Below are 18826 nucleotides of genomic sequence, written 5' to 3' on the forward strand. Positions count from 1 at the left end.
GATACTATTTTTTAATGATTTTAAATGTTTTTAGGTTTTTTCCTTCTTTATTTACTCTGATGATATACATTGCCGATGGAAGTTCAGAGAAATTAAATTCCGATTTCGGTTCTTTTATTTTTTCTTCTTTTAAAAGTTTTCCTGAAGAGTCGAATAACTGATATTCAGAATTTTTGTAGTCGTTTGTAGTGAAATCCAGGAAAACAAAGTCTTTAAATGGATTCGGATACAATAAAATGTCTTTTTTGTCTGCTGCTAAAGTTTCATTGGTTGAAAGTGTAGTGATTTCATACGCCTGTTGCACGCCTTCCATAATCTGGTTGTTGCTTCCCTTGTTGTAGTAATCGATTTGCCCGATACTGTAAGAAAGGGAGCCGTTGCTTCCTGTGGCATTTGATCCTGTGGCAAGAACTGCTTTTTGAGCATTCATATTAATTGCTAAACCAAAGACCAAAAAGAAGCTGTAGGTAAAAGTTCTTTTCATGTTATTTAATTTTAGATTTGTTTAAAATCGTTTTGAGATTAGTCTCTGTAAATGAATTTTTTACGATGTAAAGGTAGTAGCAGTGACAGCTGATTTGTAAGAGGTAAAAAACTGGAATTTAAAAGGTGTTTTACCTGTTTTTAAATTACCGGTTTGCATTTATTGATTAAAAATGTTATCTTGTAAATCTTATAAATTATACAGACTTTAATGTTAGAAAAGAAACAACATAATTACGAAAAGGCAGTTTTGGTGGGCGTTGTGACCCAAAATCAAGATGCTGATAAGTTGCAGGAATATATGGACGAGCTGGAGTTTTTAGCATTGACAGCAGGTGCTACGGTAGACAGACGCTTCACTCAGAATTTAACCCAGCCAGATTCTAAAACTTTTGTAGGAAGCGGAAAAGCTCAGGAAATAAAAGAATATGTAAAGGAAAATGAGATCGGAACGATTATTTTTGATGATGAATTGTCACCTTCTCAGCTTAAAAATCTTGAAAAAGAAATTGAGGTGAAAATTCTCGACCGAACCAATCTTATCCTTGATATTTTTGCACAGAGAGCGCAGACTTCTTACGCAAGAACACAGGTTGAATTGGCACAATACCAATATTTGCTCCCTCGATTAAGCAAAATGTGGTCTCACTTAGACAAACAAAAAGGGGGAATCGGGATGCGTGGTCCCGGTGAAACGGAAATTGAAACCGACAGAAGGATTATTCGTGACAGAATTACTTTACTGAAAGATAAGCTTAAAATTATCGACAAACAAATGGCAACTCAACGTAATAACCGTGGAAAAGTTGTACGTGCGGCTTTGGTGGGTTACACCAACGTAGGAAAATCTACGTTGATGAATGCTATTTCTAAATCTGATGTTTTTGCAGAAAATAAATTGTTTGCAACCTTAGATACAACGGTAAGAAAAGTGGTGATAGGAAATTTACCTTTCCTTTTGACAGATACGGTTGGATTCATCAGAAAATTACCGACACAGCTGGTAGAATCTTTTAAATCTACTTTGGATGAGGTTCGTGAAGCAGATCTTTTGATTCATGTGGTAGATATTTCGCACGAAAGTTTTGAAGATCATATCGAATCGGTGAATCAGATTTTAATGGAAATCAATGCGCATCAAAAACCGATGATTATGGTTTTCAACAAAATCGATGATTTCAGTTATGAGAAAAAAGATGAGGACGATCTTACGCCGGGTTCCAATAAAAATATCTCTTTAGATGAGTGGAAAAAAACATGGATGGGAAAATCAAAACATCCTGCAGTTTTTATTTCGGCTTTGACCAAAGAGAACTTTCCGGAAATGAAAAGATTGGTGTATGATGAGATAATGAAAATTCATATTTCAAGATTCCCGTACAATGATTTCCTTTTTGAATATTTTGATAATGAAGAAGAAGAGCACGAAAATAAAGAATAATGAGATGTAGATTCTTATTTTTTCTTCTGATTATTCCTTTCCTGGGATGTAGTCAAAAACTTGATTTCAAAGAAATTGAGAAAAATCTCAACAACCCGAAGTCAAATTTCAATTACGATAAACTGATTTTTAAGTTTAAAGGAATGCCTAAATCTTTAGACAGTATTGAAGCGCGATATTTATATTACGGAAGAAATTTCAGAAAAGATAAGATTTCTACTTTAGATGATGATTTTAAGGAACTTGCAGACTCATTTAAAGCAGGCGATTTTAAAGAATGCATCAAAAAAGGGAAAGTTCTTTACATGAAAGATCCTACCAATCTTGATGTAATTCTGATTCTGTTGAGAGCTTATGATCAGATTAAAAAGGCAGATGATTTTGTACATCATCTTTCGCAATTGAGACTTTTGACCAACGCTATAAAAACTTCCGGAGACGGAAAATCTGAGAAAACTGCTTTTGTAGTCAACTCGGTTGGTGACGAATATATTTTTCTCAATATCTTGAATGTCGGGCAAGATTATTCCAGACATTCTACAACGTACAAAGATTCTGTGATTGATGTCTGGTCAAAAGACGACAACACAATATATATAAAAGTTCTCTACATGGGCTTTTAAAATTTTATAAAAAACTTAGTTTTGGAGCTATATTATTCATTCTCAGCGCTAATCGTATTAGCCTCTATTTTTGCTTATATCAATTACAGATTTTTAAAACTTCCCAGTACCATCGGGATCATGGTGATTGCGATTGTAGTTTCTATCATCCTGGTATTTTTTGGTGAGAAATTTCTCCCGAAAACTTTCACTCATTTGCATGATTTAATGAGCAGTATTGATTTTACTGAAGTTTTGATGGGTGCAATGCTTAATTTCCTGCTTTTTGCAGGAGGAATTCATATTAATATCAACGATTTAAAGGAACAGTTCCGGCCTGTCCTTATATTTTCAACTGCGGGAGTCATTATTTCAACATTCATTGTAGGTTTTGGTATGTTTTATCTGCTTCCTTACATAGGATTGCATATTCCGTTTATTTACTGTCTGGTTTTCGGAGCTCTGATTTCTCCGACAGATCCGGTTGCGGTGTTAAGTGTTTTAAAACAGGCAAATGTTTCAAAATCTTTAGAAACAAAAATTGCCGGTGAATCTTTGTTTAACGACGGTATGGCAGTTGTAGTTTTCACAGTTGTTCTTCAGTTGGCCATCGGAAATGAAGTCGATTTAGGAATTGAAAATATCGCTGTTTTATTGGCAAAAGAAGCAGGAGGCGGATTGTTATTGGGAATTGTTTTAGGTTGGACGACGTCGAGATTAATGCGTGAAGTAGATGATTATATTATTTCGGTTTTGGTAACGCTTGCTGTTGTAATGGGAGGGTATCTTGTAGCGAGACAGTTGCACGTTTCCGGTCCGTTGACAATGGTTGCTGCAGGATTATTTATGGGGAATTTCAGTATGAAGTTTAAAATGAAATCAATCACTCAGGATTATTTAATTAAATTCTGGGAGTTGATTGATGAGATTTTAAATGCGGTTTTATTCTTATTCATTGGTTTTGAATTGCTGATGATTAAAGATTTAAACCATTATATCATTCCTGGAATACTAGCAATTGCAGTTGTTTTAATCGCAAGATTTATTTCAATTTGGGGACCTACAAAATTCATGTCATTCAGAACAAGATTCAGTCCGCAAACGATAAAAGTTTTATTTTGGGGCGGAATTCGGGGTGGTGTTTCCATCGCTTTGGCAATGTCTATTCCGAAAAACGAGTACAGTGATTCTATTTTAAGTATCACGTATTGTGTGGTCGTGTTTTCGATTATTGTTCAGGGACTTACAATTGCTAAAGTTGCAAATCCTAATAAAATTGCAAAAGAAGAACAAGATAAGGAAACTGTTGCTCTAGATGAAAGTCATTAATTGTTTGTAAATCAGTGAGTACAATTCTAAAAGATATCAAAGAATCATTAGCTGTTTTGTCTGTTCCGGAGAAAGCAGCTTTTTTCCCTAAATTTTTCAAAACCGGAAAAGGAGAATATGGCGAAGGTGATTTGTTTTTGGGAGTAAAAGTTCCGGATCAAAGAGCGGTTGCCAAAGAGTTTTACGCTAAAATATCTTTGGAAGAATTGGGCGAATTACTTTCTTCCCCGTATCACGAACATCGTTTGACCGCTTTAATTATGCTGATTTCTAAGTTTGAAAAAACAAAAAATTCATCTGTAAAGGAAGAAATCGTTAATTTTTATCTAAATCATCTTGATTTTGTCAATAATTGGGACTTGGTTGATACGAGTTGTTATAAGATTTTAGGGCGGTATGCTTTTGAAAATCAGAAAGAAAACCTTTTGAGAGATTTAGCAGCTTCTGAAAAAATGTGGTATAAAAGAATAGCAGTTGTAGGAACGATGTATTACGTGAAAAAAGGTTCGTTTGAATTGACGAAAGAATTTGTTACCCAAAATTTATCTCATCATCACGATTTGATGCACAAAGCAAACGGCTGGCTTTTGAGAGAAATGGGAAATAAAAACGAAGCAGAATTAATTTCTTATCTCAATCAATATTACAAAGAAATGCCACGAACCTGTCTTCGTTACGCAATTGAAAAACTGGATGAAGATCTGCGACAGGATTATCTGAAAGGCAGAATTTAAACATGATGAATTTCACATTATACTCAACTAAAAATTGGTAAATTTGTTTCTCAACACCAACTTATGAAAAAATACTTATGGCAGATTTTCCTGCTGATTTCTTTGTTTCTTTTGACGAGCTGTTTTGATATTTTAGATAAAGTCAACGTAAAAGCCGATGGAAGCGGAGAATATTCATTAATTCTTAACGCCAGTAAAAGCAAAACCAGATTGGCCTCCATCTCAAAAATGGAAACGATTAATGGTAAAAAAGTTCTTAAAAAAGCTGAAATTGAAAGTAAAATCAACGAAGCTGCAAAAATTTTCAAGAATGTTCCCGGAATTTCTAATGTAAAAACATCCATGGATTTTGATAATTATATCATTAAACTGAGCTGTAATTTCAAGAAAATTGAAAATATTAATGCGGGTTTGGAACAATTAAAAGCTAAAAATATTTTAGGAAAAATGGTTCCGACGCAAATTTACAGTCAGAATTTAAGTGCAAAATCTTTTACACGAAATAAGATTAATACTTTTAAAGGCGATTATGATAAATTAAGTAAAGCTGATAAAGAAGTTTTTAATGATGCTAAATATACTTCGATTTTACAGTTTGAAAACGCGATTAAATCTCAAACAAATTCTGCTTATTCATTAGCTCCAAACAGAAAAGCTTTAAAGCTTGACGGAAATATTTTAGATTTTATTCTTCAGAAGAAACAGGTTCAAAACAACATCATCTTTCAATAACTAGAAAACTCAAATATGAAATCTCTATTTTTTAAAACACAAACAATTTTTCTCTTTCTTTTTGGTTTTGTGCTTGTTTTTGCCCAAAATGACATGAAAATCCCTCAAAATTCCGTTTTTTACATGGAAGTAAATGGAAAACGATTAAATCAAAAAATTAATTGGGAAAAATTCAATCCGCTTCTTAAGGAGCTGGGAAAAAAAGACAAAAAAGCACCCTGGAACGATTATTCAAAAACGGGAATTAAGTACGATGCCACTCAGTATCATTATGCTACGATGAATGATTCGGTAAAGTCTTACAACATGAATTTTGCGTTAGACAGTCAGGAAAGATTTCTGGAGTTTATTAATTCAATAAAGAAAACCGGTCAAGAAATTACCAAGAAAAACAATTATTCATACATTGATCTTGATGATGATGTTTTTGTAGCGTGGAGCGAAAAATCTGCAGTTTTAAGTATGATTAATTATCAGAAACCATACAAATGGGATGATAATTATGCTGTAGATAGTGCTGTTACAGTGATTGACAGTACTGAAAATATTGTATCAGATAGTGCCTATATAGAACTAGAAAAACCTTTTGATTATAAAGAAGAAATACAATATCTGAAAGACGATATTAAATATTTAAAACAAAGTATTAAAGACAATAATGCTGAGATTGTAAAGCTTCAAAAAGATATTAAATATCTTGAAAAGCATCACAAGTATCCTGAACAGAAGAAAGAGCCGGAAGTTAATGTTGAAGATTCTACGTATGCTCCGAAAGTAGAAGTTTTGCCACCTCCGATTTCCCAGGATGATTACTACGAAGAAGAAACGTACGCTATGGATTCAACTTATCAGAGAGAAATGGATTCGCTGAATATTGAGAAATTTAAAATCGTAAAGAAATTTGCGGAAGATGGCTTTGATCAATATTTCAATTCAAATAAAGAGATTTCGGTAAATAAAGAAATGTTGAGTTTCAGAGATCCTAATTCTGATGTTTTTATTTATGCAGATTACGGTAAAATCATCAATGAAGGACTCTATAAAAATAGGTACCGCAATTATAATTTCGGACAGTTTTTTGGAAAATTATATAATTCAAACTCATCTTACAACCTGTACTTTGATAAAGATAAAGTAAGGCTTGTCAATAATTATCAACATAAAGATCCTGAAACGCAAAAGAATATTTCTGACGTTTATAAAGGCAAAAAGAACAAAAAACTGGCTGCGTTAATCAATGATAAGAGCATCGGTTATTATGTGATGAATGTAAATGGTTCTAAATATTTCGATATGATGTATGGAATGTTCAAAAATGCAGGAGATTCTGAATATCAAAAAGAAGCGGAATTGGTTATCGAAACCATGAAAATTGTTTTGGATGAAGAAGCCATAACCAAAATTGCTCCCGGAAATGGAGTTTTCGTTCTGAATGAATTGAAATCTAAAAACGTAGAATACACCGATTACGATTACGACGAAAATTACAATGAAAAAGAAGTTAAAAAGACCAAAGATATAATGGTTCCGGATTTTACATTTGCGTTCGCTACAGAAAATGAAAACTATTGGAAACGTATTTTCAATGTCCTGACTTCTAATAAAGCTTTTGCGAAAAACTTCTCAAGAAGTGGCGAATTTTATACATTTAAAGACGAGAAAAATAAAAACACGTATGTTGAGCAAATATTCTTCACCGTGAAGGATGGGATCGTGTATGTAACGACTTCAAAAGAAAATATCAATACCAGTAATCAGTCTGAAATTTCTAAGCAATGGATGAAAGATTCTTCAAAATATCCTTTGGCGGGAAGACTGAACATTCAAAGACTTTTGGGCGGATTGGATAAAGAATTTAAAACTAAATCTGAAAAAGGAACGCTTGATATTTTAAGGAAAAATGCTGGAGAAGTGTATTTTAAAACGGAAGCTAAAGGCGGAAGTATTCAGACTGAAATGAATTATAACATCAAATCAAATGCTGAAAACAGCCTGATGTATTTCTTTGATCTGATCGATGATTTTTATAAAAATTCACAAGCTGACAAAACTTCAAAAACGTTATAATTATCAATAGAAACGGACTTTAGTCCGTTTTTGAAATTGTAATCAATTATGGCTTTAGCCAAAACTTATAATTTGTAAAAGATTGAAACGGAAAATATATATTGCTTTTTTTATTACAATCCTGCTTTCAGTCGGAGTTTATTTTCTGTTTTTTCATAAAGATAAAAACCTGAAATACATTCCCGAAAATGCAGACATTGTAGTTTTGCTTGATGTAAAAAAAGCAACGAGACAATATATTTCCAGCTTTATAATGCATCCTTCAAAATGGTTTGAGGAGAACAAAAAAGGTAAAAGTAAGATCTCAGTTAAAAATTCCGGTTTGAAAATTCCGGATTTTTTGCAGATTTTTCATTTATATAAAACAAATATTTCTGAATGGTATACCATTTTAGAAATTGATGATCAGGAGAAATTTTCAGCATTTCTGAAAAGCCAACAATTTGTAAATGATGGGAAAGGCAGATTTAAAAATAGCCAGTTTTTCATTAAAACTGAAGGTGACAAATGCATTGTAGGAACATCAAATCTGAATTTTGATCATATTGGAAAACCATTTTCTCAAAAATTTAGAAATAATAGATTAAATGCAGATTCATTTATAAAAGACGGTTTGGGAAGTATTTCTTTTATTTCTGAATTACGAACTCAAAACTTTTCATTCAACGTAAAAGATGATGAGATTGAAATTAAAAATGAAGAAAATTCTGTCGATTTTAAAGCCTTAATCGCTGATTTAGAAAAGAAAACTCAATTTCTGCAAGCTGAATTAGATTCAGAAAATATAAAAAAAATTAGTTCTTTTTTTGATGAAAGTTTAAATGATTCTATATCGGTTAATTCTCTGAAAATGAGTGCGAATCTTTCGGAAGTTAACGATACGATTATCAGCTATGGCTATGATGATAACTTTAATGAAATTGAAAAAGTAAGTTATCAGAAAATCGTTCAGCCGGATTATGAAATTGTACTTCAAACTTCAAACCCCGATAAAATCTGGAACTATTTCAAAAGTAAAAAATGGATCAATGCGCAAAATCAATGTACGGCGATTCCGTTTCAGCCCAATTTGGTGAGCAAAAGTGAAAAACTGATTTCAATTAAATCTATCCGAAAGTCAAGTGAAGTAGAAAAGATAAAAAATCACAATTTCATTTTCATGAAAAATAGTTCTTTGCTGCTATCTTCGTTTAAAACTTTAAATAATCCGATTTTTAAAGATGTAGAATACCTTTATTACGGAAATAAAAATCAAAATTATACAATAAAAATTAAATTTAAAAGAGATAAATTTCCATTAATTCTTAGATAAAATAAAATGAGCTCTTCTGATATTGCGTTATTAAAAACATTTACACACTACTTTCTGCATTTGGTTTTTCCCGCAGTGATTGCTTTTATTTTTTACCGTAAACAATGGAAAAAAGCATATTTAATTCTTTTGGCGACGATGCTGGTAGATCTTGATCACTTGTTTGCAGACCCAATTTTTGATCCCGACAGAATGAGCGTCGGATTTCATTTTTTGCATTCTTATTATGCGATTGCGGTGTATTTTTTGCTATTGTTTTTCAAAGGAAACTTGAGATTAATTGGCATAGGATTACTCTTCCACATGCTCACAGATTTTCAGGATTTTGAGCTGTGGAGTCATTAAATTACGATTAATATTTTCTCTTTAAATTGTGATTTCTATAGATTTTTTGTATTTTTGATATGCTTATGAAACTAAAAAATTTTTTACATTACACCTATATTTTTCCTGTTTTGGCAGTAATTTACTTTTTCCTGAATGTAATTGGGAATGGTGTTATCTACGATGTTATTGCGGGAATTCTTCTTACTGGGAGTGTTTTATCTGCAGTACATCATGCAGAGGTAGTAGCTCATAAAGTCGGCGAGCCTTACGGTACAATTATTTTGGCGTTGTGTATCACGATTATTGAAGTGGCTCTAATTATTTCTCTGATGGTTGCGGGTGGTGAACAAGCCATAACTTTAGCCCGAGATACTGTTTTTGCTGCTGTAATGATTATTCTAAACGGTATCATCGGTATCTGTGTTTTGGTGGGTGGTGTAAAGTATTTTGAGCAGTTTTTTGCACGGACTTCTGCAACAACTTATTTGATAAGTCTTGTTTCAATTTTGGTGATTACTTTAATCCTTCCCAATTTCACATCAAGTGTAAACGGGCCTTTCTACAACAGTGCACAGCTAATTTTTGTATCGATTGCATGTTTGGTCATTTACGGCGTTTTTCTGATGGTTCAGACTGTGAGACACAGAAATTATTTTATTGTTCCGGAAGAAGAAAATGCTGAAGGTTATTATGTTCCCAATAAAAATCAGGCGATACTTAGCTTTGTTTTTTTGGTAATTTGTTTAATTATTGTGGTTTTATTGGCGAAAGGACTTTCGGGAACTATTGAGGATATGGTGCAAAGTATGGGCGCACCAAAATCTTTGGTCGGGGTTATTATTGCTGGTGTTGTACTGCTTCCGGAAGGTGTTGCGGCTATTCGTGCAGCGCGAAATAACCAGATACAATCGAGTTTAAATTTGGCTTTAGGATCTGCTTTAGCGAGTATTGGTCTAAGTATTCCTGCTATTTCTGCAGTAAGTATTATGTTCGATATTCCTTTGGTTTTAGGTCTCGAAAAGAAAGATATTATACTTCTTACTTTATCTGTTTTTATTGTGATGCTTTCATTGAGTCGAGGAAAGACAAATGTCCTTTACGGAACCGTCTTACTTGTGAATTTAGCCGCTTATATTTTTACAGTAATTGTACCTTAAATGTATAAACTCAAAATATAGAACCCGGAACGTTAGGGCTTTCTGGCCATTTCCATTTTATGGGCCATCAAATTAGCAATGTTTTCAGATTTTGTAATTGCCATTGTTGCGTTTTGACCTGTAAAATTTTCCTCAATAGTTTTTTTCCAAAGTTCCAGCCATTTTTCGAAATGCCTATTCTCCATTGCTTTTGTTTCGTTAATCGGAAAATGCACTGCCATTGGATTTCCTTTATAACTCATCTGTCCGAATAAAATACTTTCCCAAAACGAATACATTTTAGGTAAGTGATTTTTAAAATCAACATTTACAACATCTTTAAAGAAAAAACCAATAGTTTCGTCCTTTATAACTTGGTCATAAAAACTGTTCACCAATAATTCAATATCTTCTCTGGATTCTAAGCTTTTCATTTGATTATTATTAAATTTTATTAGTACATCAAATTTAGTTTAATTCTAAATCTTAAAAAAACATGATAGGATTGATAAGATTCATACTGATTTTTATTGTTGTTAAATGATATATACAATCGTCATTGTAGCCATTCGTATTCGGATTTTCAAATCATGGCGATTTCATAAAAACAATGTTTTATCTTTGTAAATTATTTTATCTTTTTAAAATAAACCAACACAGATGGCAAGAGGTTTCAGAAAAAAAATAACGCAGGAAAACACCGAAAACAGTGGCTTTGGAAGTCGTGCGTCCGGAAGATTTATTAATAAAGACGGGCTTCCGAATGTGAAAAGAAAAGGAGTGAATGTCTTCAACAGATTAAGTTGGTATCATACGATGCTGAATTTATCGTCTTTTCGGTTCATTACTTATCTGGTGGTAATGTATATTCTGATTAATCTTGTTTTTGCGCTTATTTATTATTCAATTGGTGTAGAACATCTTACAGGAATTGATAAAAGTGATCCGCTAAACGAATTTATCGACGTGTTTTTCTTCAGTTCACAGACTTTTACAACAGTTGGTTACGGAAGAATTGCTCCGATAGGATTTACCGCAAGTTTGGTGGCTACTTTTGAGGCATTTTTAGGATTGCTTACCTTTGCCATTGCAACGGGATTATTTTATGGAAGATTTTCGAGACCGAGAGCTTATCTCAGATTTTCAGATATTGCGGTGATAGCTCCTTTTCAGGAGGTTACGGCGCTTATGTTTAGGTTGGCTCCGTATAAAAATAATGCTTTGACGGATGCAGATGTTACCCTTTCAACAGCAATTGAAATTAACGAGGAAGGAGCACCGAAGATTAACTTTTACCGTTTAGAAACTCATTTAAGTAAGATTAACACTTTGGCTCTAAACTGGACGGTTGTTCATAAAATTGATGAAAATTCTCCTTTTTACGGTTTTTCGGAAGCAGATTTTAAAAATATTAATATTGAAATCATCGCTCATGTAAGGGCTTTTGATGAGGTTTTTTCAAATACGGTTGTTCAAAGATCGTCTTATGTGTCACGGGAAATCATTTACGGAGCAAAATTTGTCCCAATGTATTATCCTGATAAAGAGAAAGATTCAACGATTTTGAATCTTGATAAAATTAATGAATATCAAAAAGCAGAACTTCCTGTTTTTGGTGCAGAAAGGTGATAATGGATTTAGAATCATACAGAAAACTAGCTTTACAAAAGCAGAAAGAGCATAAAAAATTTCTGGAAGGTTTGAAAAAAAAACCTCCCAAAAATCTCGATTACGTTGTTCAGGAAACTCATGATGAGATTTTTGAAAAGATCAACTGTCTTCAATGTGCCAATTGCTGTAAAACAACCGGTCCGCTTTATACTGAAAAAGATATTGAACGAATTTCAAAGCATCTTCGTATGAAGCAGGCTGATTTTGAAGCTAAATTTCTACGTGTTGATGAAGATAATGATAAAGTTTTACAAAACCTACCTTGCTATTTTCTAAATGAAGATAATACCTGCTCAATCTACGAAGTTCGTCCAAAAGCATGCAGAGAATATCCACATACAGACCGAAAGAAAATCTATCAGATTAATGATTTAATGATTAAAAATACAGTGATTTGTCCGGCTGCTTTTGAGTTTGTGGAAAGTATGATGAAGAATTTGAGCAAGTAATAGTGCATTGGCTATTATTTTCTGTCTAAAAAATGTTAAAATATTTTATATGTGGCTGAGTTGTATGCTATTTGTATAATACTTTGTAACAACAAAATATAATATTATGAAAAAGTTACTTTTAGCAGCATTTGCATTGGGAGGCATATATACTGTTTCTGCACAAACAGTTCCTCAGAAAAATAAATCGAATACATCTTCTTTTACCACACCTTCGACAAAAAATCAGCGTACACTGATTCCGAGAGCAAATTTAAAATCGGATGTGAATATTATCACTAATAATGGGATTAGTTCAGGAAACAACATTAATGGAAGTTTGAATAACAGCTTAGGTACGATGAATAACGGATCTATTAATTCTTCAAATCCTAACGGAACTATGCCGCTCAGCACGGGAATTATTGACAACAAAATTTCTTCACCAGGAACTGTTAATATTGGAACCACTGGAAGCTTAAATACAAGTGGAACTGTAAATACAGGTGCTCCTATGCCGATGTCTGGTACAGGTACTGTCAATAAATAATTCTATATACCGATTAAAATATCAAAATAAAAAGCATTGAACTGGACATTCAATGCTTTCACTTTCACTATTACTTTTTCCCATTTATAAATCCCGGGACAGGCTTTAAGAAAAAAGGCCGGGAAACTCCCGACCTTTATATTTTATACTACTCCCTGAGCTAACATAGCTTCTGCTACTTTCACAAAGCCGGCAATGTTTGCACCTTTTACATAATTTACATATCCGTCTTCCTCTTTACCGTAGTCTCTGCAAGCTTTGTGGATTCCGATCATGATTTCTTTTAATCTGGCGTCAACTTCTTCTGAAGTCCAGTTTAATCTGATTGAGTTCTGAGTCATTTCTAAACCAGAAGTTGCTACACCACCTGCGTTTGATGCTTTTCCCGGAGAAAACAAAACTTTGTTCTCAAGAAAATAATTAATTGCTTCTAATGTAGAAGGCATATTTGCAGCTTCAGTTACACAAACACAACCATTTTCTACCAATAATCTTGCATCGTCTAAATCTAATTCGTTTTGAGTTGCAGAAGGAATGGCAACATCACACTTCACTTCCCAAGGACGTTTTCCAGCGTGGAATACAGCTGAAGGATATTGTTTAGCGTAATCTTCGGCTCTGTTATTACCAGAAGCTCTAAGCTCTAATAAATAATCGATTTTCTCGCCGTCAATACCGTCTTTATCGTAAACATAACCATCCGGACCAGAAAGTGTAACCACTTTTCCGCCCAATTCGTTTACTTTTTTAATAACTCCCCAAGCTACGTTTCCGAAACCTGAAACAGTTACTATTTTATCTTTGAAAGTTTGCCCGATAGTTTTCAGCATTTGCTCAGCAAAGTAAACAACACCGTAACCAGTTGCTTCAGGACGGATTAATGATCCGCCGTAAGCAAGACCTTTTCCTGTAAGAACTCCTGTAAATTCGTTTCTGATTTTTTTGTACTGACCGAATAAATATCCGATTTCTCTTGCTCCAACTCCGATATCTCCCGCAGGAACATCAGTTTCAGGACCAATATGTTTGCACATTTCTGTCATGAAAGCCTGACAAAAACGCATCACTTCCATATCAGTTTTACCTTGCGGATCAAAGTCTGAACCTCCTTTTCCACCTCCCATCGGAAGTGTTGTTAAAGAGTTTTTGAAAACCTGTTCGAAAGCTAAGAATTTAAGGACAGAAAGATTTACCGTAGGATGGAAACGAATTCCTCCTTTGTAAGGTCCGATTGCAGAGTTCATCTGAATTCTGAAACCTCTGTTTACCTGAATTTCACCTTTATCATCTACCCATGGAACTCTGAAAATAATAACTCTTTCCGCTTCAGCCATTCTTTCAAGCAGCTTCATACCGGTATATTCTTTTCTTGTCAAAATAAACGGAATTACAGTGATTGCAACTTCTTTTACAGCCTGTAAAAATTCCGGTTCATTGGGATTTTTCGCCTCAATTTTAGCGATAAATTCCTGGATTTTCTGGTCAATATTATATTGTTCCATATTAGGTAGGGTTGAATATTATGTCAACAAATTTAATTTTTTTTTCAAGATTCACAATAGCTTATTTATTATTTGTTGATAATTGAATAATAATGCTACATAATATTATTAAATTGATAATTTTGTTTTAAATTTTATTAAAAATTAAATGTTATTTGTAAAATAATGAAATATTAAGAAATCATTAATTCTTATATTGCTGTAAATTGTCTCCCGGAAAATGATTTTACTTTCCCCAAAAGTTCTAATTCAAGAATTACAGGTAATATTTTATGTGAGGAGAGCGAAATCTTCTGTGCCAAATCATCCAGGTTAATGTTGGGGTTTTCTTTAATTATTTTATATATTAATTCTTGATTATCAGATAATTGAACGGAGACTTCACTGGATGGAAAAAGCTCTTCGACTTTATGTGAATGCTGATTAAAACCCAGCAAATCGATAAGGTCTTTTATCGTCGAAATGGCACTTGCTTTATTTTGTAAAATCAATTGATTACAACCCTGGCTGCATTTATCGGTAATTCTACCGGGAAGTGCATAAACTTCACGGTTGTAATTATTTGCAAAAGTAGCTGTAGAAATAGAACCGCCTCCAAAAGCTGTTTCCACAACGATTGTAGACGGAGAAATTCCTGCAACAACTCTGTTTCTCTGAATAAAATTTTCTCTGTCGGGTTTTTTGGATGAGTTAAATTCAGTTAATAAAGCGCCATTTCCTTCTAATATTTTTTCTGAAAGTTTCTTATTTTTTGAAGGATATAAAGTATGAAAACCGTGTGCTAGAACCGCGACCGTAGGAATTTCATTTTGAATTGAATAATCATGTACTTCTTTATCTACACCTAAAGCCAATCCGCTAACAGACTGATATTTACAGTTTTTAGTTTCATTAAAAAAATCTTCGATGAATTTTTTGCCGTAAGAAGTAATATTTCTTGTTCCGACGATACTTACATTTTTGAGCTGAGAATTAAAATTTCCTTTTTGGTAAACAATTGCGGGAGCATCATCACATTCATTCAATAAATCAGGAAGCTCATTTTGATGCCTGAGTTTTATCTGAATTGAATTTTTATCACAGAAAACAATTTCTTTTTCGGCAAATTTTAAATGTTCAGGATTACCAATATCAGCAATGATTTTTTTACCGATTCCGTTGGTCTTACTCAGTTCTTTTTTTGATATTTCCCAAACAGCTTTTGCACTTCCGAAAATCCTTACAAGTTTGTAGAATGTAATATCACCAATTAAGCTGCATTCCCGCAATGCGATAGAGTAGAGTTGTTCTTCGTTGTACATTTGTGTTTCTATTTTACTCAAATGTACTGAAATTATGTTTTATTTTCTTCTTAATTCTTCCAAATGATCCCAAATGTCATCTCTCTTTTTGTGAGGCAGCTCCAAAAAGTCATCAGGATTGTTTTCTTTGTATTCCTGCCAAAGTTTATCATCTTTTTCGCTGTAATAGTTTGGAAATTCCCAGATAAATTTTTTCTTTTTTTCACCTGCGCCTTTAAAAATATAGGCCATTGCACTTCCCATTAATGCTCCGGATAAATGGGCCTGCCATGAAATTTTGCTCGGCTCCTGAAGATTGTAAAATAATTCTTCCGGAAACATCCCCCAAATTAAACTTCCGTAATATAAAACGACAAGAAGCGAAATGGTTAATAATTTCATGTTCCATCTGAAAACACCACTGAAAAATAAGAAAAATGCCAAAACATAAACAACACCACTTGCTCCGATGGTACAAGTATAAGCATATTCACCAGTCAAAATATCGATTGGCGGAAGCAACCAAAGCAATAATCCGGAACTTAGCCAGCCCGTGATAAAGACTTTTGTTGCAACTTCAGGATAAAATTGATACAGCAGAAACAGCAAAACAGCAATGGGAATAGAGTTTCCTACAATATGATCAACACTGCCATGTAAAACAGGAGAAGTTATAATTCCCAGCAAACCTTCCGGCAAAAGCGGAATAATGGCACCAAAACAACTTGAGAAAAATCCCAAATTCTGTAGAAAGTATCCCAACCACATTGCCGAAAGCATCAGTAAGGGTGCAAAGATTGCTTTTTTGTGAATTATATTTTTAATCATGTTGATTAGCCGTCAAATCAAAAGCCAACTATAAATTTCGGAAAAAATGTCGAAGATTTTAATTTCTAAATTTTATTTGAGACAAAAAGTAATGATTTTTAAGTTTTTATATCTGCTAAATGACCTCTTTAGCGAAAGCATTGCAGGTGCTAAATATGGTAATTTGACTTTATATACTTATTTTTGCTGTTGAAAAATTTTAGGATTTATGAAAAAGGTATTCATGTTATTTTTTGTTTATTTAAGCGCACATTCTTTTGCGCAGGTGATAATCAGTGATTCCGCAGCAGTTGATACCATTAAAAAACCAAGATATTGGTCTATTGTTGCTAAAAATGGAGTAATGCTGAATCAATCTGCTTTTTCAAACTGGGTTGGTGGTGGAGCCAATAATGTGGGTTGGCTTGGAAGCGCAAATTACAATATCACGTATGAAAAAGATCGTAATCTCTGGGAAAATATCATCATTCTGAATTATGGCCAAAATAAAACTGAAGGTGTCGGAACAAGAAAAACTCAGGATGTTCTGAATATTTCCACCAATTACGGAAGACAGTTTTCTAAAAGCTGGTATGTTTCTGCCGGTGCAAGTTTGCAGTCTCAGTTTTCCGGGGGATTTGAAGACGGAAATAATCCTGAAGCAAAGAAAATTTCAAATTTTATGGCTCCGGGTTATGTAAACGCAGGATTAGGTATTACTTACAGACCCAATGATAATTTAACGGTGACTTTGAGACCTGCCAATGCAAGATTTACTTTTGTTTTGGATAAAGAGTTGCAGTTGGCTGGAAATTATGGCTTAAAGGAAGACGGCGACGCCTTTCTGATGCAGTTCGGTTTCTATGGAACCGCTATCTATAAAGTAAAATTAATGGAAAATATAGAAATGACAAATACTGGTTCTATATTCTCCAACTATCTGGATAATCCCGATCATATGGTTTTATCCTACAATATGCTTTTAAATATGAAAATTAACAGGTTTATCTCATCTATAGTAACACTGGATTTACTGTACGATCATAATCAGATTCAGAAAACACAGGTTAAACAAACCTTAGGAGTTGGCTTTGCCTACAATATTGATAATGGTGTAAAACGATCAGCAAGAAAGGATAATCAAACCTGGATGAGGAAATAATTAAACTAAAATATTTAAAAAAGTAATTCACAATTGGATTACTTTTTTTTGCTTAAAATTGTGATTTCTTTTGTTTATTCTGTAATTATTTGTGATTAAATATATTTTTGATACCTTTAGGTTGACATAAATGACATCTATTTTTATAAATAGTGTTTAATTTTATTAAATAAAGTGTATAGCTTTTTAAAATAAATTAATCATGAGAAAAATTTTATTACCCATTTCAATTTTCATCGGGATTCTCGTTTCTGCTCAGGAAGAAACTGTTGCAGATACCACAAAAGCGTGGTCTATTCATGCCCAGAATACTTTAATGCTCAATCAGGCGGCTTTTTCAAATTGGGTTGGCGGTGGCGCTAACAATGTCGGCTGGCTTGCCGGAGCAAATTACAATATTACCTACGAAAAAGGAAAATATCTTTGGGAAAACATTATTGTTTTAGGATATGGACAAAATAACACACAAGGAGTCGGTACCCGGAAAACTCAGGATGTTATTAATCTTTCGACCAATTTCGGAAAAGAATTTGCTAAAAACTGGTATCTTTCTGCGGGAGCGAGCTTGCAATCTCAATTTGCAGCGGGGTACGAAGATGGAAATAATCCGGAAGCAAAGAAAATTTCAAATTTTATGGCTCCAGGTTATGTGAATGTAGGTTTGGGGGTTACTTATCGACCCAACGATAATTTTACCATGACTCTAAGACCCGCCAATGCAAGAATGACTTTTGTTCTGGATGAAGATTTACAAAAAATAGGTAGTTACGGATTGAAAAACGATGGCGATTCTATGTTGTTTCAGTTTGGTTTTCTGGGAACAGCAATTTATAAAGTAAAATTAATGGAGAATATTAATCTGATTAATACAGGTTCTGTATTTTCAAATTATTTGGATCATCCCGAAAGATTGGTTCTGGCTTACGGAGCAGTTTTAAATATGAAAATCAACAGATTTATTTCTTCTAATATTACAGTTGATGTTTTATATGATCACAATCAGATTCAAAAAACACAGTTGAAACAGACTTTAGGAGTTGGTTTTGCCTATAATATTGATAAAGGAGTCAAGCGTTCTGATAAAAAAGATAATCAATCTTGGCTAAAGAATTAGCAGCGTAAATAAAATAGAAAAGCACTTCAACCGAAGTGCTTTTATTATATGGTTGTTGAGATCAAAACTCAATACTAACTTCCAGTTTTTCTGTCAGAAGTTTCGAGATTTTTTCCTTTAAAGGTTCAATATCGATATTCTGCATCGCG

At 33.3% G+C, this 18826-nt stretch carries 19 protein-coding genes; 14 read left to right on the forward strand and 5 right to left on the reverse strand.

Going from position 1 to position 18826, the window contains the following annotated elements; genetic code table 11:
- Window positions 1-4: 4 nt before the first annotated feature.
- Window positions 5-484, reverse strand: a complete 480-nt coding sequence (locus tag ACOOWA_RS16675) for a T9SS type A sorting domain-containing protein (protein ID WP_421376915.1) — start codon at window positions 482-484, stop codon at window positions 5-7.
- Between the two features lie 210 nt (window positions 485-694).
- Between ACOOWA_RS16675 and hflX the strand changes: the two genes are divergently transcribed.
- The 9 genes from hflX to ACOOWA_RS16720 all read left to right on the forward strand — a co-directional run bounded on the left by hflX (window position 695) and on the right by ACOOWA_RS16720 (window position 10184).
- On the forward strand, window positions 695-1924 hold the full coding sequence (hflX, locus tag ACOOWA_RS16680; protein WP_421376917.1) for a GTPase HflX: 1230 nt from the start codon (window positions 695-697) through the stop codon (window positions 1922-1924).
- Window positions 1924-2547, forward strand: coding sequence for a DUF4919 domain-containing protein (locus ACOOWA_RS16685; protein ID WP_421376918.1), 624 nt, complete (start codon window positions 1924-1926; stop codon window positions 2545-2547). The genes hflX and ACOOWA_RS16685 overlap by 1 nt, the downstream gene beginning before the upstream one ends.
- 21 nt (window positions 2548-2568) lie before the next feature.
- On the forward strand, window positions 2569-3855 hold the full coding sequence (locus tag ACOOWA_RS16690) for a cation:proton antiporter (RefSeq protein ID WP_421376919.1): 1287 nt from the start codon (window positions 2569-2571) through the stop codon (window positions 3853-3855).
- Between the two features lie 14 nt (window positions 3856-3869).
- Window positions 3870-4589 (forward strand): DNA alkylation repair protein, encoded by a 720-nt coding sequence (locus ACOOWA_RS16695; protein ID WP_421376921.1) that lies wholly within the window; start codon window positions 3870-3872, stop codon window positions 4587-4589.
- 63 nt (window positions 4590-4652) lie between these two features.
- Complete coding sequence (locus tag ACOOWA_RS16700; protein ID WP_421376923.1) at window positions 4653-5321, forward strand: hypothetical protein; 669 nt, start codon at window positions 4653-4655, stop codon at window positions 5319-5321.
- 15 nt (window positions 5322-5336) lie between these two features.
- The gene (locus tag ACOOWA_RS16705; protein WP_421376925.1) at window positions 5337-7388 is read left to right on the forward strand and encodes a hypothetical protein; all 2052 of its coding nucleotides are present in this window, start codon (window positions 5337-5339) and stop codon (window positions 7386-7388) included.
- A gap of 82 nt (window positions 7389-7470) precedes the next feature.
- Window positions 7471-8700 carry a hypothetical protein gene (locus tag ACOOWA_RS16710; RefSeq protein ID WP_421376927.1) on the forward strand — a complete coding sequence of 410 codons (1230 nt, stop codon included), beginning with the start codon at window positions 7471-7473 and terminating at the stop codon, window positions 8698-8700.
- Between the two features lie 6 nt (window positions 8701-8706).
- On the forward strand, window positions 8707-9045 hold the full coding sequence (locus ACOOWA_RS16715; protein WP_421376929.1) for a DUF6122 family protein: 339 nt from the start codon (window positions 8707-8709) through the stop codon (window positions 9043-9045).
- A gap of 65 nt (window positions 9046-9110) precedes the next feature.
- A complete protein-coding gene (locus ACOOWA_RS16720; RefSeq protein ID WP_421376931.1) occupies window positions 9111-10184 on the forward strand; it encodes a calcium:proton antiporter in 1074 nt (357 codons plus the stop codon).
- 32 nt (window positions 10185-10216) lie between these two features.
- Here ACOOWA_RS16720 and ACOOWA_RS16725 read toward each other — a convergent pair whose 3' ends face one another.
- Window positions 10217-10597, reverse strand: coding sequence for a group III truncated hemoglobin (locus tag ACOOWA_RS16725; protein ID WP_421376932.1), 381 nt, complete (start codon window positions 10595-10597; stop codon window positions 10217-10219).
- 226 nt (window positions 10598-10823) lie between these two features.
- Between ACOOWA_RS16725 and ACOOWA_RS16730 the strand changes: the two genes are divergently transcribed.
- The 3 genes from ACOOWA_RS16730 (at window position 10824) to ACOOWA_RS16740 (ending at window position 12812) form a co-directional block, all read left to right on the forward strand.
- Window positions 10824-11792 carry an ion channel gene (locus ACOOWA_RS16730; protein WP_421376934.1) on the forward strand — a complete coding sequence of 323 codons (969 nt, stop codon included), beginning with the start codon at window positions 10824-10826 and terminating at the stop codon, window positions 11790-11792.
- Between the two features lie 2 nt (window positions 11793-11794).
- Complete coding sequence (locus ACOOWA_RS16735) at window positions 11795-12283, forward strand: YkgJ family cysteine cluster protein (protein WP_421376936.1); 489 nt, start codon at window positions 11795-11797, stop codon at window positions 12281-12283.
- A gap of 106 nt (window positions 12284-12389) precedes the next feature.
- Window positions 12390-12812: a hypothetical protein gene (locus ACOOWA_RS16740; protein ID WP_421376938.1), complete on the forward strand. Its 423-nt coding sequence runs from the start codon at window positions 12390-12392 to the stop codon at window positions 12810-12812.
- A 143-nt stretch (window positions 12813-12955) separates the two neighbouring features.
- Here the strand turns inward: ACOOWA_RS16740 and gdhA are convergent, their stop codons facing one another.
- The 3 genes from gdhA to ACOOWA_RS16755 all read right to left on the reverse strand — a co-directional run bounded on the left by gdhA (window position 12956) and on the right by ACOOWA_RS16755 (window position 16422).
- The gene (gdhA, locus tag ACOOWA_RS16745; RefSeq protein ID WP_421376939.1) at window positions 12956-14314 is read right to left on the reverse strand and encodes an NADP-specific glutamate dehydrogenase; all 1359 of its coding nucleotides are present in this window, start codon (window positions 14312-14314) and stop codon (window positions 12956-12958) included.
- Between the two features lie 191 nt (window positions 14315-14505).
- Window positions 14506-15615 (reverse strand): DNA-processing protein DprA, encoded by a 1110-nt coding sequence (gene dprA, locus ACOOWA_RS16750; RefSeq protein ID WP_421376953.1) that lies wholly within the window; start codon window positions 15613-15615, stop codon window positions 14506-14508.
- Between the two features lie 39 nt (window positions 15616-15654).
- Window positions 15655-16422, reverse strand: coding sequence for a rhomboid family intramembrane serine protease (locus ACOOWA_RS16755; RefSeq protein WP_421376941.1), 768 nt, complete (start codon window positions 16420-16422; stop codon window positions 15655-15657).
- A gap of 208 nt (window positions 16423-16630) precedes the next feature.
- Between ACOOWA_RS16755 and ACOOWA_RS16760 the strand changes: the two genes are divergently transcribed.
- Together ACOOWA_RS16760 and ACOOWA_RS16765 are read left to right on the forward strand one after the other, a co-directional pair.
- The gene (locus ACOOWA_RS16760) at window positions 16631-17563 is read left to right on the forward strand and encodes a DUF3078 domain-containing protein (RefSeq protein ID WP_421376942.1); all 933 of its coding nucleotides are present in this window, start codon (window positions 16631-16633) and stop codon (window positions 17561-17563) included.
- A gap of 202 nt (window positions 17564-17765) precedes the next feature.
- Window positions 17766-18677, forward strand: coding sequence for a DUF3078 domain-containing protein (locus ACOOWA_RS16765; protein ID WP_421376944.1), 912 nt, complete (start codon window positions 17766-17768; stop codon window positions 18675-18677).
- The last annotated feature ends 149 nt before the right edge of the window (window positions 18678-18826 follow it).

Source organism: Chryseobacterium sp. GP-SGM7, assembly GCF_049166575.1.
Lineage (GTDB): Bacteria > Bacteroidota > Bacteroidia > Flavobacteriales > Weeksellaceae > Chryseobacterium.

What these genes read in the sequence shown, in the direction of transcription:
- ACOOWA_RS16675 (WP_421376915.1), bottom strand. Translation starts at nt 484, where the DNA reads ATGAAAAGAACTTTTACCTACAGCTTCTTTTTGGTCTTTGGTTTAGCA.
- hflX (WP_421376917.1), top strand. Translation starts at nt 695, where the DNA reads ATGTTAGAAAAGAAACAACATAATTACGAAAAGGCAGTTTTGGTGGGC.
- ACOOWA_RS16685 (WP_421376918.1), top strand. Translation starts at nt 1,924, where the DNA reads ATGAGATGTAGATTCTTATTTTTTCTTCTGATTATTCCTTTCCTGGGA.
- ACOOWA_RS16700 (WP_421376923.1), top strand. Translation starts at nt 4,653, where the DNA reads ATGAAAAAATACTTATGGCAGATTTTCCTGCTGATTTCTTTGTTTCTT.
- ACOOWA_RS16705 (WP_421376925.1), top strand. Translation starts at nt 5,337, where the DNA reads ATGAAATCTCTATTTTTTAAAACACAAACAATTTTTCTCTTTCTTTTT.
- ACOOWA_RS16715 (WP_421376929.1), top strand. Translation starts at nt 8,707, where the DNA reads ATGAGCTCTTCTGATATTGCGTTATTAAAAACATTTACACACTACTTT.
- ACOOWA_RS16720 (WP_421376931.1), top strand. Translation starts at nt 9,111, where the DNA reads ATGAAACTAAAAAATTTTTTACATTACACCTATATTTTTCCTGTTTTG.
- ACOOWA_RS16725 (WP_421376932.1), bottom strand. Translation starts at nt 10,597, where the DNA reads ATGAAAAGCTTAGAATCCAGAGAAGATATTGAATTATTGGTGAACAGT.
- ACOOWA_RS16730 (WP_421376934.1), top strand. Translation starts at nt 10,824, where the DNA reads ATGGCAAGAGGTTTCAGAAAAAAAATAACGCAGGAAAACACCGAAAAC.
- ACOOWA_RS16735 (WP_421376936.1), top strand. Translation starts at nt 11,795, where the DNA reads ATGGATTTAGAATCATACAGAAAACTAGCTTTACAAAAGCAGAAAGAG.
- ACOOWA_RS16740 (WP_421376938.1), top strand. Translation starts at nt 12,390, where the DNA reads ATGAAAAAGTTACTTTTAGCAGCATTTGCATTGGGAGGCATATATACT.
- gdhA (WP_421376939.1), bottom strand. Translation starts at nt 14,314, where the DNA reads ATGGAACAATATAATATTGACCAGAAAATCCAGGAATTTATCGCTAAA.
- dprA (WP_421376953.1), bottom strand. Translation starts at nt 15,615, where the DNA reads ATGTACAACGAAGAACAACTCTACTCTATCGCATTGCGGGAATGCAGC.
- ACOOWA_RS16755 (WP_421376941.1), bottom strand. Translation starts at nt 16,422, where the DNA reads ATGATTAAAAATATAATTCACAAAAAAGCAATCTTTGCACCCTTACTG.
- ACOOWA_RS16760 (WP_421376942.1), top strand. Translation starts at nt 16,631, where the DNA reads ATGAAAAAGGTATTCATGTTATTTTTTGTTTATTTAAGCGCACATTCT.
- ACOOWA_RS16765 (WP_421376944.1), top strand. Translation starts at nt 17,766, where the DNA reads ATGAGAAAAATTTTATTACCCATTTCAATTTTCATCGGGATTCTCGTT.